Source organism: Caldicellulosiruptor sp. F32, from assembly GCF_000404025.1.
GTDB classification, from domain to species: Bacteria; Bacillota; Thermoanaerobacteria; order Caldicellulosiruptorales; family Caldicellulosiruptoraceae; genus Caldicellulosiruptor; species Caldicellulosiruptor saccharolyticus.
On the sequence record NZ_APGP01000053.1, the window covers coordinates 20,760 to 37,996 of the forward strand.

Sequence of the window (17,237 nt, forward strand, 5' to 3'; positions counted from 1 at the left end):
CTCATCAAATTGGTATTTCTAAGTAAAATTATACTTCTCTACAGTTGAAATTTATGTCAAAATATAAAAGAATCCACTTTTCATTTTTATCCATATTTCATGCAATTTCGCCACAAAAAAACCCCTGCATACATTCTGCAGAGGGTCTTTTTGCTTTATTTTTTGTTCTTTAGGAATATTGGAATTTCAAATATATCATCGTCTTGGAAAAGACTTTGTAGATTACTTGTCTTGGATGAAGAAATCTTACTGGTTTGCTGATTTTGCTGACTATCTTCCACAGAATCAAAACCAGTTGCAATGACAGTGACCTGAACCTCATCCTTCATCTCTTCATTGAAAACAATTCCCATGATAAAGTTGACATTCTCATCAGCCTCAGATGAGATAAGTTCGTTTGCCTTTTCAATCTCATCAAGCAAAAGCTCTTCTGGGTTACCTGTGTAGTTGACCAATACTCCCTTTGCACCTTTTATTGACGTTTCCAAAAGTGGGCTGTTAATAGCCTGCTCTAAAGCTTTCAAAACCTTTTCATCTCCTTTTGCCTTGCCAATACCCATATGTGCATATCCCTTGTTCATCATAATAGCCTTTACATCTGCAAAGTCAACATTGATAAGCCCCGCATTCAAGATTATATCAGAGATACCCTGAACACCTTGTCTTAGAACGTCATCTGCCATTCTGAACGCATCAGAAATCTTCAAGCTCTTATTTGTTGAAAGCATAAATAGTCTATCATTAGGTACAATTATTATAGTATCAACTATTTTCTTTAGTTCCTCAATTCCTTTTTCAGCATTGATTCTACGTTTTGCACCTTCACTTTTAAAAGGCCTTGTGACCACTGCAACTGTCAATATACCCAGTTCTTTTGCAATTTCAGCAACAACAGGGGATGCACCTGTCCCTGTACCACCGCCCATCCCAGCTGTAATAAATACCATGTCAGCACCTTTTAAAACCTGAGATATCTCTTCTTTGCTCTCCTCCGCTGCCTTTCTTCCAATCTCCGGGTCAGCTCCTGCTCCAAGTCCTTTTGTTACTTTTTCGCCTATTTGAATCTTATAATGTGCTTTTGAGCGCTGCAAAGCCTGCTTGTCTGTGTTGACTGCAATAAATTCCACCCCAGATACTCCAACATCAATCATCCTGTTTACTGCATTATTACCCGCCCCACCAACACCAATTACTTTTAGCTGAGCAACAGTCATCTTTTCAGTGTCAAAACTAATCATCCTTGTTCTCCCCCTTAGCAAAACTCTTGTTTTTTAGCAAAAGTACTCTTCGCATCTCACCAAAGTTCTGAAAAATCCTAACACCAAACGCAACAACAGCCGCTTGGTATAGAGGAATACCAAGCTTGTCACCTAAATACGCAAAAAGCATAGCAATTAATGTATTGCCAACAAAACCAGATATGAATATGTCAATTTTGAAATCACCTTTCAAGTTTGATTTTAGAGCACCAAATATTGAATCAAGTGCTGCAAGAAGTCCCACTGCTACATATGACGAATAATCCTGTGGAATACTTACTGGAATAAATATACCTATCAAAATACCTATCGCAAGGGCAAGTACAAGTATAATCATCTTCTCATCAACTTCCCTCACTTTTAATCTTCGCGTAGTTGAATTTTAAAGTCCCTGTATACCTCGGAATTACAATATTTGAAGCCTCTTCAATTTTCACCTCAATAGAAAACTCCTTTAAAAGGTCTATAATACCACCCCGCATCATAAGTGAATTTTTCAAAATTTTAGGATCACCAATAGCCTTTATTATGTACGGGGTAGAATAACGAGTATTGTTTATGCTGATTGTTGGACCTGCACATCTTATCTCGGTTGTGCTAACCACCCTCTGGTCATTTATAGATATAGCCTCAGCCCCAGCTGCTCTCAGTTCATTTATAACCTGTAATATATCTGAATCGTGCAAAAGAAAACTATTCGGGTCAACATTTGCTGTTGCAGGAACTTTGCTATCATCAAGTGTAATTATTATACCAGGCCCTTCAACATCTGTAAGTCCTGCTAATATCTTTACCTTGTCAAGTTCATCTTTTAAAAGCTCTGTTGTTTTGCTAATACTTGCAGCAGAATCTTGATATTCTTTTATTTTGCTTTCCAACTCATAAATTTGAGACCTCAAACTACTATTTTCTTTTCTCAGCTAGTTTATCTGTTCAGCAAGTTCAATTGCTCTTGCCTTTTCAAGGTTTTTTAGCTCATTACTTTGCCTTACACTCTTTATCTGCATTGAAATTAAAATTCCTAAAATCAATAACAAAATAGCAGTTGCAACTTGTCCACCTGTTGGTTTTTTTATCCTGATTTTCATAGCAATCAATTGTCCTCCTCAGTGTTTGGACTGAATGTAGCAATTCCATTTGAATTCAGAGTTATTGTACCTTCAATGTGTCTGGGAAGCTTTTCATAAACGCTTTTTAAAAGCCTTAGCTTATAATCTATTTCTGAGAGGTCACCTACCTTGACTATTAGCTTGTCTATTTTGAATTCAATATTGTTTACACTTTTTAGTGAGACAGTGACACAATCAACATTAAATTTGCCAAAAATATCAAACTTTTTTAAACTATTTGCAACTCGCAATCCTTCATCAAATAGCAGCTCATCGTCTATATCAAGTTTCTTGCCAACCGTAGCTTCATTCACTTTGAGACCTTCAAATATGATTGACTTTTTCGGCAAATCTCCTTCTATTCTTATTACATACCCATTTTTATCAACTTCTATATAAGAATTTAAATATTTTATAAGACCCACAGTCTCTTTTTCATAAACCTCTAAAATTAGCATATTTGGAAAACGCCTTGTGATTTTCACATCTTCAATCTCGGGGTTTTCCAGAAGTTTTTGCCTAATCTCTTTTGTATTTATATTCAGTATATTCTGATTTTGATATTGTTGTAGTATTTTTATAATATCATCTTTTTTGACTCTTTTCAAATTATGTATACTAAACTCTTTCACATTGAAGTAATCTAACCTGAAAACAAATATAGCAGTTAGTACTACTAAGATTAATAATACAATAAACTTTCTCGCAAATCTACCCATTTGGTATTTCCACTCACCTTTTATAGCAATTGTTAATTTTAGTTTATTGACCTCTTCTAATCTTGGCACCTAAGGTTGAATACTTCTCTTCAATCCTTTCATACCCTCTGTCTATATGCTCTGCAGTTACAATCTCTGTCTTTCCCTCTGCACACAGCCCCGCAATAAAAAGTGCTGCTCCACCTCTTAAATCCTGAGCAAAAACCTGACAACCCCTTAGCTTCTCAATTCCATTTATAATAGCTATGTCCTTTTCTACATGTATCTGAGCACCCATTTTATTAAGTTCTGGAACATGCTTGAACCTGCTTTCAAAAATAGTTTCTTTTATTATGGTTACCCCTTCAGCTATAGAAAACACAGTACAAACAGGAGCTTGAAGATCAGTTGGAAATCCCGGATAATAATGTGTTGTAATCTTTTGGTTTCCTTTTAATCTTCTGTCTTTTTTGATATATACCTTATCTCTTTGCTCTTTTATTTTACATCCCGCACTTTTAAGGATATGAAGTATCGAATCTAAATGCCGCGGAAAAACATTCTTCAGTAAAACTTCTCCCCCACATGTTGCAACAGCACAAAGATACGTCCCTGCAACAATTCTATCAGGAATGACAACATAATGATCTACTTCATTTCTTAACCTTTTTACGCCTTCAATCTTAATGGTATGAGTCCCTGCGCCTTTTATCCTTGCTCCAAGCTTGTTTAAAAAGTGGCAGAGGTCTGCTATCTCAGGTTCTTTTGCAGCATTTCTAATTATAACCTCACCGTCACAGAAAACCGAAGCAAGTATAATATTTTCGGTAGCACCAACAGAGGGTATTGGTAAAAACACCTCTCCACCTTTTACGGAATCGCATCTGCATTCAATTGTGTTGTCATATTCAAAAACCTCTATGCCAAGCTGGACAAATGAAGATATATGAAGGTCAATGGGACGTTGGCCTATCTCACAACCCCCAGGGTGGTTTGTAAGTCTCACTTCTTTGAATTTGCTCAAGATTGCTCCAAGAAATAATATGCTTGAGCGCATCATCTTGGCACACTGTGGAGGAATTGTAAAGTTCTTAATTGAAGTTGGATCAATATATGCAATGTTGTCCTCAAACCTTGTTTTGCATCCAAGATATTCAAGTATCTCAATAGTATGTCTTACATCAGCAATGTCAGGTACATTTTTTATTATGACTTGCCCTTCTGCTAAGATTGAAGCTGTTAGAATGGGCAATGCTGCGTTTTTTGCACCCTCAATTTCAATCTCACCATATAAAAAAGTTGGACCCTCAATAATGAGTGTTTGCATGTTTGTACCCTGCAAAGCACCAACAATAGTGTCGCATATTATTTTATTCATTGCCTTTAATATTTGTTACAATGATAAATACTCTTCAAAAATCTTTCCTATATTCTGAGTTGCCTCAGGTTTTCCCATCTTTTTGCTGTTTTCACTCATTTTTTTGTATAAATCCTTGTCGTATATTAGCTTTTCAAGAGAACTTTTCAAATTATCACTTTCAAGTTCGTTTTCAAGCACAACAAAACAAGCCCCTACTTTTTCAAGTGCCCTTGCATTGTACTCTTGATGGTTGTTTGCAACATATGGCGATGGCACAATTATGCTTGGCTTCCCCAATGCAGTTATTTCAGATATGGCAATTGCACCTGCTCTTGATATTACAATATCTGCAGCTGCCAAATATCTTGGCATATCTGAAATATAAGGCAGTATCTTTATATTGGACTTGACCCCTAAACTATTTGCGAAGTTCGTAGCCTCTAAATATTTTGTATCACCTGTTGAGAGGATAAAATACACATCTTTACATCCTTCAAACTCTTTTGAAAGTCTAATTACTGCCTTGTTGAGATTCTCAGCCCCCCTGCTCCCACCAACTGCCAAAACTACTATTTTATCTTCCAAACCCAAGGAGCTTTTAGCAGCCCTTACATCATAGGAGAATATCTCAAGCCTTATAGGATTTCCTGTGAGCACTACTTTGTTTGAGTTTTTAAAAAATCTCTTACTTTCTTCAAAGCTAATTAAGATTTTCTCACAAAATCTTGAAATTATCTTATTGGCAAGCCCCGGATATGCATTTTGTTCATGAAGAATTGTTTTTATCTTAAACCTTCTTGCTGCAAATGCAACAGGCAATGACACATAACCGCCTGTTACAAACACCACTTTGGGTTTTATCCTCTTTAGTATCTGCAAGGCTTGCCTGTACCCATTTATAAACTTTAAAAAAACCTCAACATTTTTCACGGTTAAACTTCTTTTTAGTCCTTTTGCTTGAATATATTCAATTTTATAACCATGCTGCGGAACTATCTTTGACTCTAACCCCTCATTTGTCCCTATAAACACTATATTTAAGTTATTGTACCTTTTTTTAAGATAGTCAGCAACGGCAACTGCTGGATAGATGTGTCCACCAGTTCCACCACCACTGAATACGATACTAATTTCTCCCCTGTTCATTTTAACACCTTAATCCTCCTTGAAATGCTCAAAAGTACACCAACACCAAACATGTGGAATAGTATAGAAGACCCTCCATACGTTATAAAAGGGAGTGGCACACCTGTTGCAGGGACAGAAGCTGTCACAACAGCAATATTTAAAATTGCTTGAGTGGCAATTATGCTTGTCACGCCAAACGCAAGCAATGTTCCAAACCTATCACGTGCATGGAGTGCAATGACAATGCCACGCCAGATGAATAATATAAATAACACTATTACAAATACAGCCCCTACAAAACCAAGCTCTTCAGATAAAATTGAGAAAATAAAATCAGTATGAGGTTCAGGAATATACAAAAGTTTCTGTCTGCTCTGTCCAAGCCCCATCCCAAAAAGTCCACCAGAACCAATAGCATATAGTGACTGAATTATCTGATAACCTTTATCAGTTGGATCTGCCCAGGGATTGAAAAGGGCCTGGATTCTTTCAACCCTATATTTTTCTTTAATTGTGAGATAATATAACACAGGCAAAGATAAAACCCCAATTGTCACAAAATAACTTATATTAAGCCCCCCTGCAAAGAGCATCAGCATTGTAATGCAAAGTATTAAGATAGACGTACTCATATTTGGTTCTTTGTATATAAGCGCAAAGTAAACTCCACTCAAGAGCATGGATATAACAAAAATCTTAAACTTCGATTTGCTTTCAGCAGTATCATCAAGATAGCTCGCAAGTAATATCACAAGCGCGTACTTTGCAAGTTCTGAAGGTTGAAACTGAACAGGCCCAATATCAATCCATCTTCGTGCATTGTTAACAAGTTTCCCTATACCAGGAATTAAAACTAATATAAGTGATATTGTTCCTATTACGTAAAGGAGTATGGAAAACTTTTTGAAGATTCTATAATCTAATTGGCTTGTTATATACATCACTATTATTCCTAATAAAAGACCAATTAATTGTTTTTTGAGAAAATAATAACTATCATTAAAGTGATAGTAAGCATAGTAGTAGCTTGCACTGAATATCATAACAACCCCAATTAGAGATAACAAAAGTGCAATATACAAAAGCGGATAGTCAATCATCCTCTTTTCCATTCATCCTTCACATCCCATAAACAAACTCAAAGCTCATTTACATATTGTTTGAAAAGTCTACCTCTTTGTTCATAACTCTCAAACATATCCCAGCTTGCACATGCAGGTGATAGCAAAACCACATCACCTTCTTTTGCAATCTCAAAGCTCTTTTTAACTGCCTCTTTTAAATCCTCTACAAACTCAAAGTTTAAGTATCCTATTTTTTGAAGCTGATCTGCTATTTTCTGTTTTGTCTGACCAAGCAAAAATACCTTTTTGACCTTTTGTGAAATTAGCTTTGCAAACTTTTCAAAACTCTCTCCTTTGTCATAACCACCTGCAATTAAGATTATTGGCACTTCAAACGAATTTAAAGCCTTTGAAGAAGCATCTGTATTTGTGCCTTTAGAGTCGTTGTAAAATCTAACACCATTTATCTCTCTCACAAACTCTATTCTGTGTTCGACACCCTTGAACTCCTTAAGAGTTTTTTCAATGATCGAAGGTTGTATTTCAAAAGGCAGAACGCAGCCAATTGCTGCAAGAGCATTTTCTAAATTGTGCTCACCTGGCATAAATATGTCATCTTTTCTCATCACTTTCTCTACCTTACCTAAAAAGTTACGGTATATAAAATCTCCATCAACAAAAACGCTGTTTTGTGTATCTGACTCGTTTTTTGAAAATGTTATTACCGTGCCTTTTGCACAACCTATCAAATCCCTTGTTATACTGTTGTCCATATTAAGCACAGAGTAACCTTCTTGGTCAATATTTTCAAATATTCTCATCTTTGCTCTTATATAGTTTTCCATATTCATATGCCTATTTAGATGGTCAGGCGTTATGTTCAAAATACACCCAACCATTGGCTTGAAGTATTTAATTGTCTCCAACTGAAAGCTTGAAATCTCTATAACAAAGATAGTATCATCAGTTGAACTTTCAACATAGTCAATAAAAGGAAAACCAATATTGCCACAAACAATTACGTTGTCAAAAGCTTTTTTTAAAATCTCACCTACAAGGGTTGTAGTTGTGGTTTTACCATTTGTGCCTGTGATTGCAACTATATTTTTACTTCTACAGAATCTATATGCAAGTTCTATCTCACCAATTACCTCAATTCCTCTCTTGTGTGCCAGTGTAATATATCTTTTGGTAAGGGGAACACCAGGACTTATAACCACCATGTCAGATGTATCTACTACAGCATCTGGTAAATCATTAAAGTAAAGTTCATCCGCAAATTTTTTTATAGTTTCTTTTTGTTGGTTTTTCATCTCATCTTCTCTTTTCTCATCAAATGCAACAACATAAGCGCCATGTTTTTTTAAAAATCTTGCTGATGATATCCCACTTTTTCCCATTCCGATGACCAGAACCTTTTTGCCAAATAAATCCAATTTTAAATACCTCCAATTCATATTTGTATTATTGCTAAAGCCACTAAACAGAAGATGATTGTGAATATCCAAAATACAACAACAACCTTCGCCTCATCCCATCCTAAAAGCTCAAAGTGATGATGTAAAGGTGCCATCTTGAATATTCGCCTTTTTGTAAGCTTATAATACATCACTTGTAACATGACAGAAATAGCCTCTATGATATAAAGCCCCCCTATTATCATCACCAAGACGGGCTGCTTTAGCATAACAGCAATTGAAAAAATTGCTCCTCCAAGCATCAGTGACCCTGTATCTCCCATAAACACCATTGCAGGATGTGCATTGTATCTTAAAAACCCCATACAGCTGCCTACAATTGCTCCACTGAAGATTGCCATGTCTTGTTTTTTTGAAAAAATTGAAACAATTGCTAAAAATAAACCTACAATAAGAGTAACACCACTTGCAAGTCCGTCAAGCCCATCTGTCAAGTTAACAGCATTCACGGTAAACACCATGAGAACTGACATTATGGGTATATATGCCCAGTTCAAATCTACATACCTGTTCAAAATGGGTATGTAGACATCGGTGCCCAAATACTTTTTTACAATATACAAAAATGTTATGCTAATTAAAAACTGCAAAACCAACTTCTCACGTGCACGCAGCCCCAACGACCTTTTCAAAACAACTTTTATAAAATCATCAATAAAGCCAATCAGTCCGAAGGCAGATGCACAAACAAGCGGTGCTCCTATTTGTGGATATTTTTTATAGAATAGCAAGGAAGTTATCAAAATACTTAAGTATATTACAAGTCCGCCCATTGTTGGAGTACCACTTTTTTTGTGGTGAGTTTGTGGTCCGTCGTCACGGACTACCTGACCACATTTTAAATATCTTAAAAACGGAATTGCAATTGGCATTACAATCAGTACGATCAAAAATGAGATTATAATTGCAAGTATTGTATCAACGTCAAGCATATTTTTAAAGCCCCCTGAGAAAGTTATCTACAAGTTCATCCAGCTTCATACCTCGTGATGCTTTAAATAGCACAATCGCCTCTTTTTCAATTTCTTTTTTAAGAATATTAAGGCATTCCTCCTTTGAGGCATAATAAGCCTTTATACTGCTGCTGTTTTTTCTCACCTCGTCAAATATATAAAAAGCATCTTTACCAGTACAAATGATAACATCAATTGGCTTTGACACTATGTATTTACCAACTTTTCTATGCTCTTGTTCAGAAAATTCACCAAGCTCTAACATATCTCCAAGTACTAAAATCTTTTTGCCACTAAAACCACAAACACCATCTATTGCAGACATCATCGAATGTGTACTTGCATTATAACTATCGTCTACAACTGTCACCCCATTTTTCTTTATTACCTCAAACCTTCTTCTAAGCCCACATTTTTTCAATATCCCTTTCTCAATTGCCTCTTTCTCAATTCCCAAAATTTCGCCAACTGCGATTGCAAAAAGTGAATTGTAGATATCATGAAAGTTAAAGCTTTCTATAAAATACTTGTGATTACTTACCACAAAGAAAAATCCATTGTCTACTTTTTGAATGTCTTCGGCTCTAAAGTCTGCATCATTTTCAATGCCAACTGTCACAACTCTTCTTTTTAGTTCATGCTTGTGCGAATATAAAATATCATTGTCATTGTTAACAATTAATATTCCATCCTCTGGCATACCATCTTGTATCTCAGACTTTGCAAGAAAGATATTGTATCTTGTTTTAAGATTCTCAATATGTGCAACTCCAATATTAGTAATTATTCCTATATTAGGTTTTGCAATTTTCGAGAGAAAAGATATTTCTCCAAAATTGCTCATGCCCATTTCTAAAGTGGCCACTTTTGCCTCATCAGGAATGTTCAATATAGAATACGGAAGCCCAATATGATTGTTAAAATTTCCTTCGTTTTTATACGACCTAAATTTGTTACTCAACACATTAAATACATATTCTTTTGTTGTTGTCTTGCCTACACTTCCTGTAATTCCAATTACAATAAGATCTTTTCTTTTCTCCCTGTAAGCTTTAGCCAAAATCTGCATGGCCTTTAATGTATCCTCTACTTTTAAATACAGACAGCTTTTTTCTGTGTTAACATCTTTTTGTGTAATAAAACTAATAGCTCCTCGGCTTATTGCCTCTTGAATAAAATCATGTCCATCAAATTTATTTCCTTTTAATGGAATAAATAGTGTGTTCTTGCCTATACTTTTGCTGTTAATTGAAAAGCTTTCTATTAATACATCATCCCTGAAATTCTCTATGTTCGTGTGCAATGTTTCTGCAATTTCTGACAGCCAAAGACTCATTTTTTTAGTTCCTCCAAGATACTTCTCACAACTTCTCTCTCATCAAAGTGAATAGTCCTATCTTTTAGTATCTGGTAAGTCTCATGACCTTTGCCAGCAAGGACAATAAAGTCATTCTCTTTAGCATTTTTTATAGCATATTTGATTGCTTCAAATCTGTCTGGAATAACTACATACTCGGCGTTTGTCTTTTGCAAACCCACAAGAATATCCTCTATTATTTTAATCGGATCTTCAGTCCGCGGATTGTCAGATGTGACAATCACAAAATCAGCCATTTTCCCAGCTATCTCACCCATAATCGGCCTTTTTGTCCTGTCTCTGTCTCCTCCACAGCCAAAAAGAAGCACCTTTCTTCCTTTTGCAACCTCATCCACTGTCTTCATAAGATTTAAAAGCCCATCTGGCGTGTGTGCATAGTCAATTACAATTGTGAATTTGTCATTTGACTCAACTATCTCAAACCTACCAGGTATTGACTTAACAGATTCAAGGCCTGCCTTTATTGTTTTTAAGTCTATTCCAAGCGCATAGGCACAGCTTGCAGCTGCCAGGGCATTGTATACAGAAAAGATGCCGGGAATATTAAGCGTTACTTGCTCTCTATTGTCCAATTGCCAAAGCTCAAATTGGTTTTTATTTACATAAAGCTTTACATTCATTGCACAAACGTCTGCTTTAGAATTTATACCATATGTGACGGAATCCGGATAAATATTGACAATTTTTCTCCCCCATTCATCGTCTACATTGACAACTCTTTTTTTACTCATCTCAAAAAGTTTTAACTTAGCAGCAAAATAATTTTCCATTGTCCCATGAAAATCAAGATGGTCTTGGGTAAGATTGGTAAATACTCCCACATCAAAGTCACAACAATCAACCCGATGCAGTTCAAGCGAATGTGATGACACTTCCATTACAACGCTGTCTACATTTTCTTTTTTCATCTCAAAGAATAGTTTCTGCAAATCGTAGGATTCAGGTGTTGTGTGCTTTGCTTCTATCTCCTTTTGACCAATCATATTCTTAACTGTTCCAATAAGGCCGACCTTACGACCACTTTGTTCAAGGATTGACTTTATCATAAAGGTGGTCGAAGTCTTGCCGTTTGTCCCTGTAACACCAATGAGTAAAAAGTTTTTTGATGGATGTTCAAAAAAGTTAGCAGAAATAACCGAAAGAGCTTTCCTTGTATTTGAGGTTTTTATAAAGAGGACCTTATCTTTCAACTTTGAGGTGTCGAAAAATTCATCGACAATTATAAGCTTTGCACCTCTTTCTATTGCCTCATCTATATACTCATGCCCATCTGTCTTAAATCCTTTTATACACACAAATGCAAAGCCATCTTCTACATTTTTTGAACTATAAGCAACATCTTTTATATCTTCATCAAAATTTTTTATATTTGTTTCAATCATATCCAAACCTTCTATTAGCTTGTTTATTTTCACCTCAAAGCCCCCTTGTCTTTCAAGCTCTATTCAGCATTTTCTTTGTCAGCAAACTCAACTTCAACTATTGAGCCAATTGGCACTTTTGTACCTGGCTGAGGGTCCTGTCTTATGGCCTTGCCTTTTATCCCTTTTATCTTTATATTAAGCATATTACTTGTCAAGACCTTCTGTGCATCTTGCATACTCAGCCCTACCACATTTGGTACAACAACTTCTGATTCATTGTTCTGCACAGTAAAAAGAACTATTGTTGAACCTTCTTTTAGCATAAATCCTGCCCTAGGTATTTGGTCAATTACATTTTTGCCATTGCCTACAACTTTGACATTAAATTTGCTGTCTAAAACTGTCTTTTTTGCGCTTTCAATGTCCATACCAGTAACATTAGGTACAATATACTCTTTGTAAAATTCAATTTTCTTTAATTCCTCGGCTGTATATTGTGGTTGTATTTCAAGGTATCTTAGAATATCATTTAACAGGTCACGTGCAACAGGTGCTGCAATCAAACCGCCATAGTAAAGCGATGGGTCTGGCTCGTCAATAATCACAAGCACAGACACTTTTGGATTGTCAGCTGGCGCAAACCCACCAAATGATGCTATATACCTTTTCACCGTCTTATCATATTTTTGTGATGTACCTGTCTTGCCAGCAACTTTATATCCTAACAGGTAAGCATTGTGACCAGTACCATTTGTTACAACAGACTGTAAAATACTTCTCAGTCTTCTTGCTATCTCAGGATTCATAACCCTTCTTTTTTGTGGATTGTCAAACGACTTTATTACTTTCTTATCTTTATCATAAATGGCCTTGACAATATGAGGCTGGACCCAAACACCATCGTTTGCGACAGTATTTATCATACTAATTACCTGAATAGGTGTTGCTGAAATACCTTGACCAAACGATATTGTTGCAAGTTCAACTGGTCCAACCTTGTCAATAGGTTGTACAATGCCCTTTGCCTCACCAGGAAGATCAATTCCTGTTTTTTGCCCAAACCCAAATAGGTTTATATATTTATACAGTTTTTCTTTGCCAAGTCTCTGGCCAACTTCTATAAATACTGGGTTACACGAATTTTGCACACCTTCCACAAAATTTTCTGCACCATGCGGATTGTAATATCGCCAACACCTAAGTATAGCATTTGCAACTTTTACATAACCCCTGCAGTAAAACCGAGAGTTTTCATTTACAACTCCTTCCTCAAGGCCTGCGGCTGCAGTAACTATCTTAAATGTAGAACCTGGCTCATACACATCGTTAAGTGCCCTGTTTCTCCACATTGACTGAATAATCTTGACCTTCTCAGACTGTGGAAGTTTATCAAAATCAGGGAATCTATCTTTGTAAAGCAGGTCAAAAGGCCTGTTTGGATCAAAGTCAGGTTTTGATGTCATAGCTAATATCTCACCTGTTTCGACCTTTTCAACTATTATTGTTACACTTTTTGCCTTGTTATCATACAAAGCTTTCTGTGCGTATTTTTCTGCAAAGTGCTGTATTGTTTCATCAATTGTGAGCATAACGTCATAGCCATCAACAGGTTTTTTGAAAAACTCCTCAGAAAATGGTGCTGCCCTCCCGCTTGCATCTGTTTGGGCAGCAATGCTGCCTGGTTTCCCTCTCAAATACTTGTCATAATAAAGCTCAAGTCCTGCTAACCCCTGGTCATCAACACCAGTAAATCCAAGCACTTGTGCTAAGAAATTCCCGTTTGGATAAACCCTTTTTGCACCGCCTGTAAGATAGACCCCGGGAAGGTCATATTTTCTTATCTTATTTGCTTTGTCCTTGTCAATATTGCGCGCTATGTAAACATCAGAAACTCCTTTTGTGTTGAGTTTTTTCAAAATCTTCTCATAGTCTATACCCAAAATACCTGAAAGCACTCTTGCTGTATGCTCCTTGTCTTTAACCTGACTCAAAGAAGCAACAACTGTTTCTGCTGTGATTGACATTGCTAAAATCTTGCCGTTTCTGTCAACTATACTACCTCTTTTTGGAGCAACAAGCCTTTCTCTGGTCCACTGCGAAAACGCCTTTTTTTTGAGCTCTTCTCCTTTTATCAGCTGAAGATATGAAAGTCTTCCAACAAGCAATACAAAACTCAAAAAAAATATTGCCATCATAAATATAATTCTCTTTTTTATCTTGATCGATGCCTCTTTCAAGCTTTCGCTTCCCCCATTGTAAGTTTAAAAATAATCAAAATAGTTTCTTAATAAAGTTTATTATTGAAAATATTCTATTATTATAGTTTGCCTTATCTTTCTTTGCCAAAACCTTATTATTACTGCTGCTGTCGTCAACAGTTACATAAATAACTTGCGATGAATCAGGATAGGTCATAGAGTACTTCTCAGTTGCAATTCTTTCTATTTCAGAAAGTGTAAACTTACCATCTATCTGAAGTTTTAACTCTTTGTTTATGTCACTTTGGATTTTCAACTCATTTTGGAGTTTTGCAAGTTTTGCCCTCTCTGCTGTAATATTTACATACCCGCACATTAAGATTATTGAGATACCACAAAATACACTTACAAATATAAGGCGTTTCACCAACTTTAATTTCTCAAGCTTTCTTTGTTTACTTATCTCCTTTCTTAGCTCATTTTTTTTAATTATCTCTTCTTCTACCTCTCTTCTCTTGAGTTCCTCTAAAAAATCATCATCATACAGCACAGAAGCTTCTTTTGCCATAATAAATAAAACCCCCTTAAATTTGTTTCATATCTTCTCGGCCACTCTCAGCTTTGCGCTGTGGCTTCTCTTGTTCCTCTCAATCTCCTCTTTGGTAGGGGTTATGGGTTTTTTTGTGAGAATATTCAGCTCTTTCTTTTTCCCGCACACACAAACTGGTATATCCTTTGGACATATACACTCAAGTGAGTGATACTTAAAAAATTCCTTTACTATCCTGTCTTCAAGAGAATGAAATGATATAACACAAATTCTCCCACCACTTTTTAAAAATCTTATACTTTTTTCAAGTGCCACTTTTATCTCTTCAAGCTCACCATTTACTTCAATCCTGATTGCTTGAAAAGTTCTTTTTGCAGGATTTGAACCGTCTTTTGGTCTCGGGACAACCGAGTTTATTAAATCATTTAACTCTTTTGTAGTTGTAATTGGCTTCTGTTGCCTTCTTTTTACAATCTCTTTTGCAATTTTTTTGGCACACCTTTCTTCCCCATACTCTCTTATTATTCTCTCAAGCTCCTTTTCAGAATACTTGTTGACAACATCATATGCTGTGAGCTTGCTTGTCTTGTCCATCCTCATGTCTAAAAAAGAGTCACTATTGTATGAAAAACCCCTCTCTGGCTTGTCAAGTTGTAAAGACGATACACCAAGGTCGAACAATATTCCATCAATCTTGTCAATCCTAAGAAAGTTAAGTACCTCATCTAACCTTGAAAATGGTGAATGAACAATCTTTATATTGTTGCATTCCTTAAACTTTTCTTTGCCAAGCTCTATTGCCTCTTCATCTTTGTCTATTGCAATCAGAAAACCATTACTTGATAGTTTTTCAAGTATCTTCTTCGAATGTCCTCCAAGACCGAATGTTGCATCAACATATATCCCATTTGGTTTGGTCACTAAATACGATGTGGATTCTTCAAGCAAAACTGGTATGTGCTCATACATCTCTCTTCACCTGTAATGTTTAATTCTCATATCCCAAGTTCTTCCATTTTCTGTGCAATTTTTTCAACAGAAAGACTTTCATCTGCCATTTCTCTTTGCCAGTTTTCTTCGCTCCATATCTCTATTCTGGTCATAACACCAATGATAAATACCTCTTTTTGCAAGTTTGCATATTCTCTCAAATTTTGTGGTATCAGTATCCTCCCTTGCTTGTCAACCTCACATTCGCACGCCCCCGCAAAGAAAAACCTCAAAAATGCCCTTGCGTCTTTACTTGTAAGTGGCAACTTCTTTAACTTTTCTTCTAACACTGCCCACTCTTTGAGCGAGTACCCAAAAAGGCAGTTGTCAAGCCCTTTTGTCAATATAAATCTTTCACCAAGTTCTTCTCTGAATTTAGAAGGTAAAGTTACCCTTCCCTTGTTATCCACCACGTGTTTATACTCACCTATTAACATTCAACCACTTTACTCCACTTTGAACCACTTTATAAAAATATTCTATATCAATTCGAAAAATCCTTCAATAAAAGAAAAAAAATAGGGCAATTCAATCGCCCTATTTTTATGCCTTTCTTTTAAAATTTTTTCTGTAAATGTACCCCCCGCCTCTGCTAAAAAAAAGTTTTTAGACCTTCCCCTCTTTTTGTACCAGCTTCTTAAAAACTACCTCATTCTGCTCTTTATAGTAGTCCAAAATCAGTTTGTCCAGCTCAGTACTGACATGGTATATCGCATCATAATCTGCATTACTGTTTATAAGCTCATCCAGCTTCTCTCTGAGTTTCATTATCTTTTCAGTTATCATATTCCCACCATCTTACAGAGATTGTATTTTAATTATAAAACCAAATGCGCATTTTGTCAACAAAAATACTCTAAAAATACATTGTACTGATTTTTTGCTATATTTTGTCGAAATATTGTAATCTCAATTTTAAAACAATAGTTGATCCAATAATGACACAAATTACTGCAACAAGTTGGGACACTCTTATCGGACCGAGCATTAGACTGTCTGTTCGCAGAGCTTCTATAAAAAATCTTCCAATAGAGTATAAAATTAAATAAAACCCTAAAATCTCGCCATCTTTCTTCTTATATTTTCTCAAAATAAGCAAGGTAAAAAACACAAGAAAATCCCATACTGATTCGTACAAAAATGTTGGATGGACTTCTATACGCTTTCCTGCTTCCACACTATAAATCTGCATACGCCAAGGAAGATTTGTCTCATACCCATATGCCTCGCGGTTTGCAAAGTTTCCCCATCTTCCAATTGCCTGCCCTAAAATAAGACCATGTGCACCTATGTCGCATATCTTCAAAAAACTTATTCTTTTTGTTCTACAGTATATATAAGTGCTGACAAGTGCACCTATCACCGCACCGTATATTGCAATACCACCTTGGCGTATTGCAAATATACTAAGAAGATTATCTTTGAACTCTTTAAAATTAAACAATACATAATACACCCTTGCAAATATAATCGCAACAGGTGTTGCAATTATTGCAATGTCAAGTAAAACTTCTGTTTGTACATTTTCCTTTTTTGCAATATAGCTCGAAACAAGAAAGCCGCATAAAAAACCAAATGCAATTATTATCCCATACCATCTAACTTCAAGGCCAAAAATCTTAAACGCTATTGGACTAAAATTAAACTTAAGGTGGAACCCCGGAAATACTATACTGTTGTCATACATTTGTTTTCTCACATCCAACAA

General features: G+C 35.8%; 16 protein-coding genes and 1 pseudogene. All 17 read right to left on the minus strand.

What is annotated here, in order from left to right:
- Positions 1–155 precede the first annotated feature (155 nt).
- The 17 genes and pseudogenes from ftsZ to lgt all read right to left on the minus strand — a co-directional run bounded on the left by ftsZ (position 156) and on the right by lgt (position 17,216).
- Positions 156–1,238: a cell division protein FtsZ gene (gene ftsZ, locus H964_RS04990; protein WP_011916490.1), complete on the minus strand. Its 1,083-nt coding sequence runs from the start codon at positions 1,236–1,238 to the stop codon at positions 156–158.
- Positions 1,231–1,596 (minus strand): small basic family protein, encoded by a 366-nt coding sequence (locus H964_RS04995; protein WP_011916489.1) that lies wholly within the window; start codon positions 1,594–1,596, stop codon positions 1,231–1,233. Before H964_RS04995 ends, ftsZ begins: the two co-directional genes overlap by 8 nt.
- 7 nt (positions 1,597–1,603) lie before the next feature.
- Positions 1,604–2,347 (minus strand): annotated as a pseudogene (locus tag H964_RS05000) (DUF881 domain-containing protein).
- Between the two features lie 5 nt (positions 2,348–2,352).
- A complete protein-coding gene (locus H964_RS05005) occupies positions 2,353–3,156 on the minus strand; it encodes a cell division protein FtsQ/DivIB (protein WP_237738205.1) in 804 nt (267 codons plus the stop codon).
- Positions 3,131–4,393, minus strand: a complete 1,263-nt coding sequence (gene murA, locus H964_RS05010; protein ID WP_039765427.1) for a UDP-N-acetylglucosamine 1-carboxyvinyltransferase — start codon at positions 4,391–4,393, stop codon at positions 3,131–3,133. The genes H964_RS05005 and murA overlap by 26 nt, the downstream gene beginning before the upstream one ends.
- 66 nt (positions 4,394–4,459) lie before the next feature.
- Positions 4,460–5,572 carry an undecaprenyldiphospho-muramoylpentapeptide beta-N-acetylglucosaminyltransferase gene (murG, locus tag H964_RS05015; protein WP_039765285.1) on the minus strand — a complete coding sequence of 371 codons (1,113 nt, stop codon included), beginning with the start codon at positions 5,570–5,572 and terminating at the stop codon, positions 4,460–4,462.
- Positions 5,569–6,654 carry a putative lipid II flippase FtsW gene (gene ftsW, locus H964_RS05020; protein WP_051109307.1) on the minus strand — a complete coding sequence of 362 codons (1,086 nt, stop codon included), beginning with the start codon at positions 6,652–6,654 and terminating at the stop codon, positions 5,569–5,571. The genes murG and ftsW overlap by 4 nt, the downstream gene beginning before the upstream one ends.
- 38 nt (positions 6,655–6,692) lie before the next feature.
- Positions 6,693–8,054 (minus strand): UDP-N-acetylmuramoyl-L-alanine--D-glutamate ligase, encoded by a 1,362-nt coding sequence (gene murD, locus H964_RS05025; protein WP_039765289.1) that lies wholly within the window; start codon positions 8,052–8,054, stop codon positions 6,693–6,695.
- A gap of 17 nt (positions 8,055–8,071) precedes the next feature.
- A complete protein-coding gene (gene mraY, locus H964_RS05030; protein ID WP_039765291.1) occupies positions 8,072–9,028 on the minus strand; it encodes a phospho-N-acetylmuramoyl-pentapeptide-transferase in 957 nt (318 codons plus the stop codon).
- A 4-nt stretch (positions 9,029–9,032) separates the two neighbouring features.
- Positions 9,033–10,385, minus strand: coding sequence for a UDP-N-acetylmuramoyl-tripeptide--D-alanyl-D-alanine ligase (locus tag H964_RS05035; RefSeq protein WP_039765293.1), 1,353 nt, complete (start codon positions 10,383–10,385; stop codon positions 9,033–9,035).
- Positions 10,382–11,842 carry a UDP-N-acetylmuramoyl-L-alanyl-D-glutamate--2,6-diaminopimelate ligase gene (locus H964_RS05040; protein ID WP_039765296.1) on the minus strand — a complete coding sequence of 487 codons (1,461 nt, stop codon included), beginning with the start codon at positions 11,840–11,842 and terminating at the stop codon, positions 10,382–10,384. Before H964_RS05040 ends, H964_RS05035 begins: the two co-directional genes overlap by 4 nt.
- 26 nt (positions 11,843–11,868) lie before the next feature.
- Positions 11,869–14,028 (minus strand): stage V sporulation protein D, encoded by a 2,160-nt coding sequence (locus H964_RS05045; protein ID WP_039765299.1) that lies wholly within the window; start codon positions 14,026–14,028, stop codon positions 11,869–11,871.
- Between the two features lie 34 nt (positions 14,029–14,062).
- Positions 14,063–14,557, minus strand: a complete 495-nt coding sequence (locus H964_RS05050) for a cell division protein FtsL (RefSeq protein WP_039765301.1) — start codon at positions 14,555–14,557, stop codon at positions 14,063–14,065.
- A 27-nt stretch (positions 14,558–14,584) separates the two neighbouring features.
- Positions 14,585–15,508 carry a 16S rRNA (cytosine(1402)-N(4))-methyltransferase RsmH gene (rsmH, locus tag H964_RS05055; RefSeq protein ID WP_039765303.1) on the minus strand — a complete coding sequence of 308 codons (924 nt, stop codon included), beginning with the start codon at positions 15,506–15,508 and terminating at the stop codon, positions 14,585–14,587.
- 26 nt (positions 15,509–15,534) lie between these two features.
- A complete protein-coding gene (gene mraZ / locus H964_RS05060) occupies positions 15,535–15,966 on the minus strand; it encodes a division/cell wall cluster transcriptional repressor MraZ (protein ID WP_039765306.1) in 432 nt (143 codons plus the stop codon).
- Positions 15,967–16,135: 169 nt separating this feature from the next.
- Positions 16,136–16,315, minus strand: a complete 180-nt coding sequence (locus H964_RS05065; protein WP_039765308.1) for a Spo0E family sporulation regulatory protein-aspartic acid phosphatase — start codon at positions 16,313–16,315, stop codon at positions 16,136–16,138.
- Between the two features lie 97 nt (positions 16,316–16,412).
- On the minus strand, positions 16,413–17,216 hold the full coding sequence (gene lgt / locus H964_RS05070) for a prolipoprotein diacylglyceryl transferase (protein WP_039765313.1): 804 nt from the start codon (positions 17,214–17,216) through the stop codon (positions 16,413–16,415).
- Between the last annotated feature and the right edge of the window lie 21 nt (positions 17,217–17,237).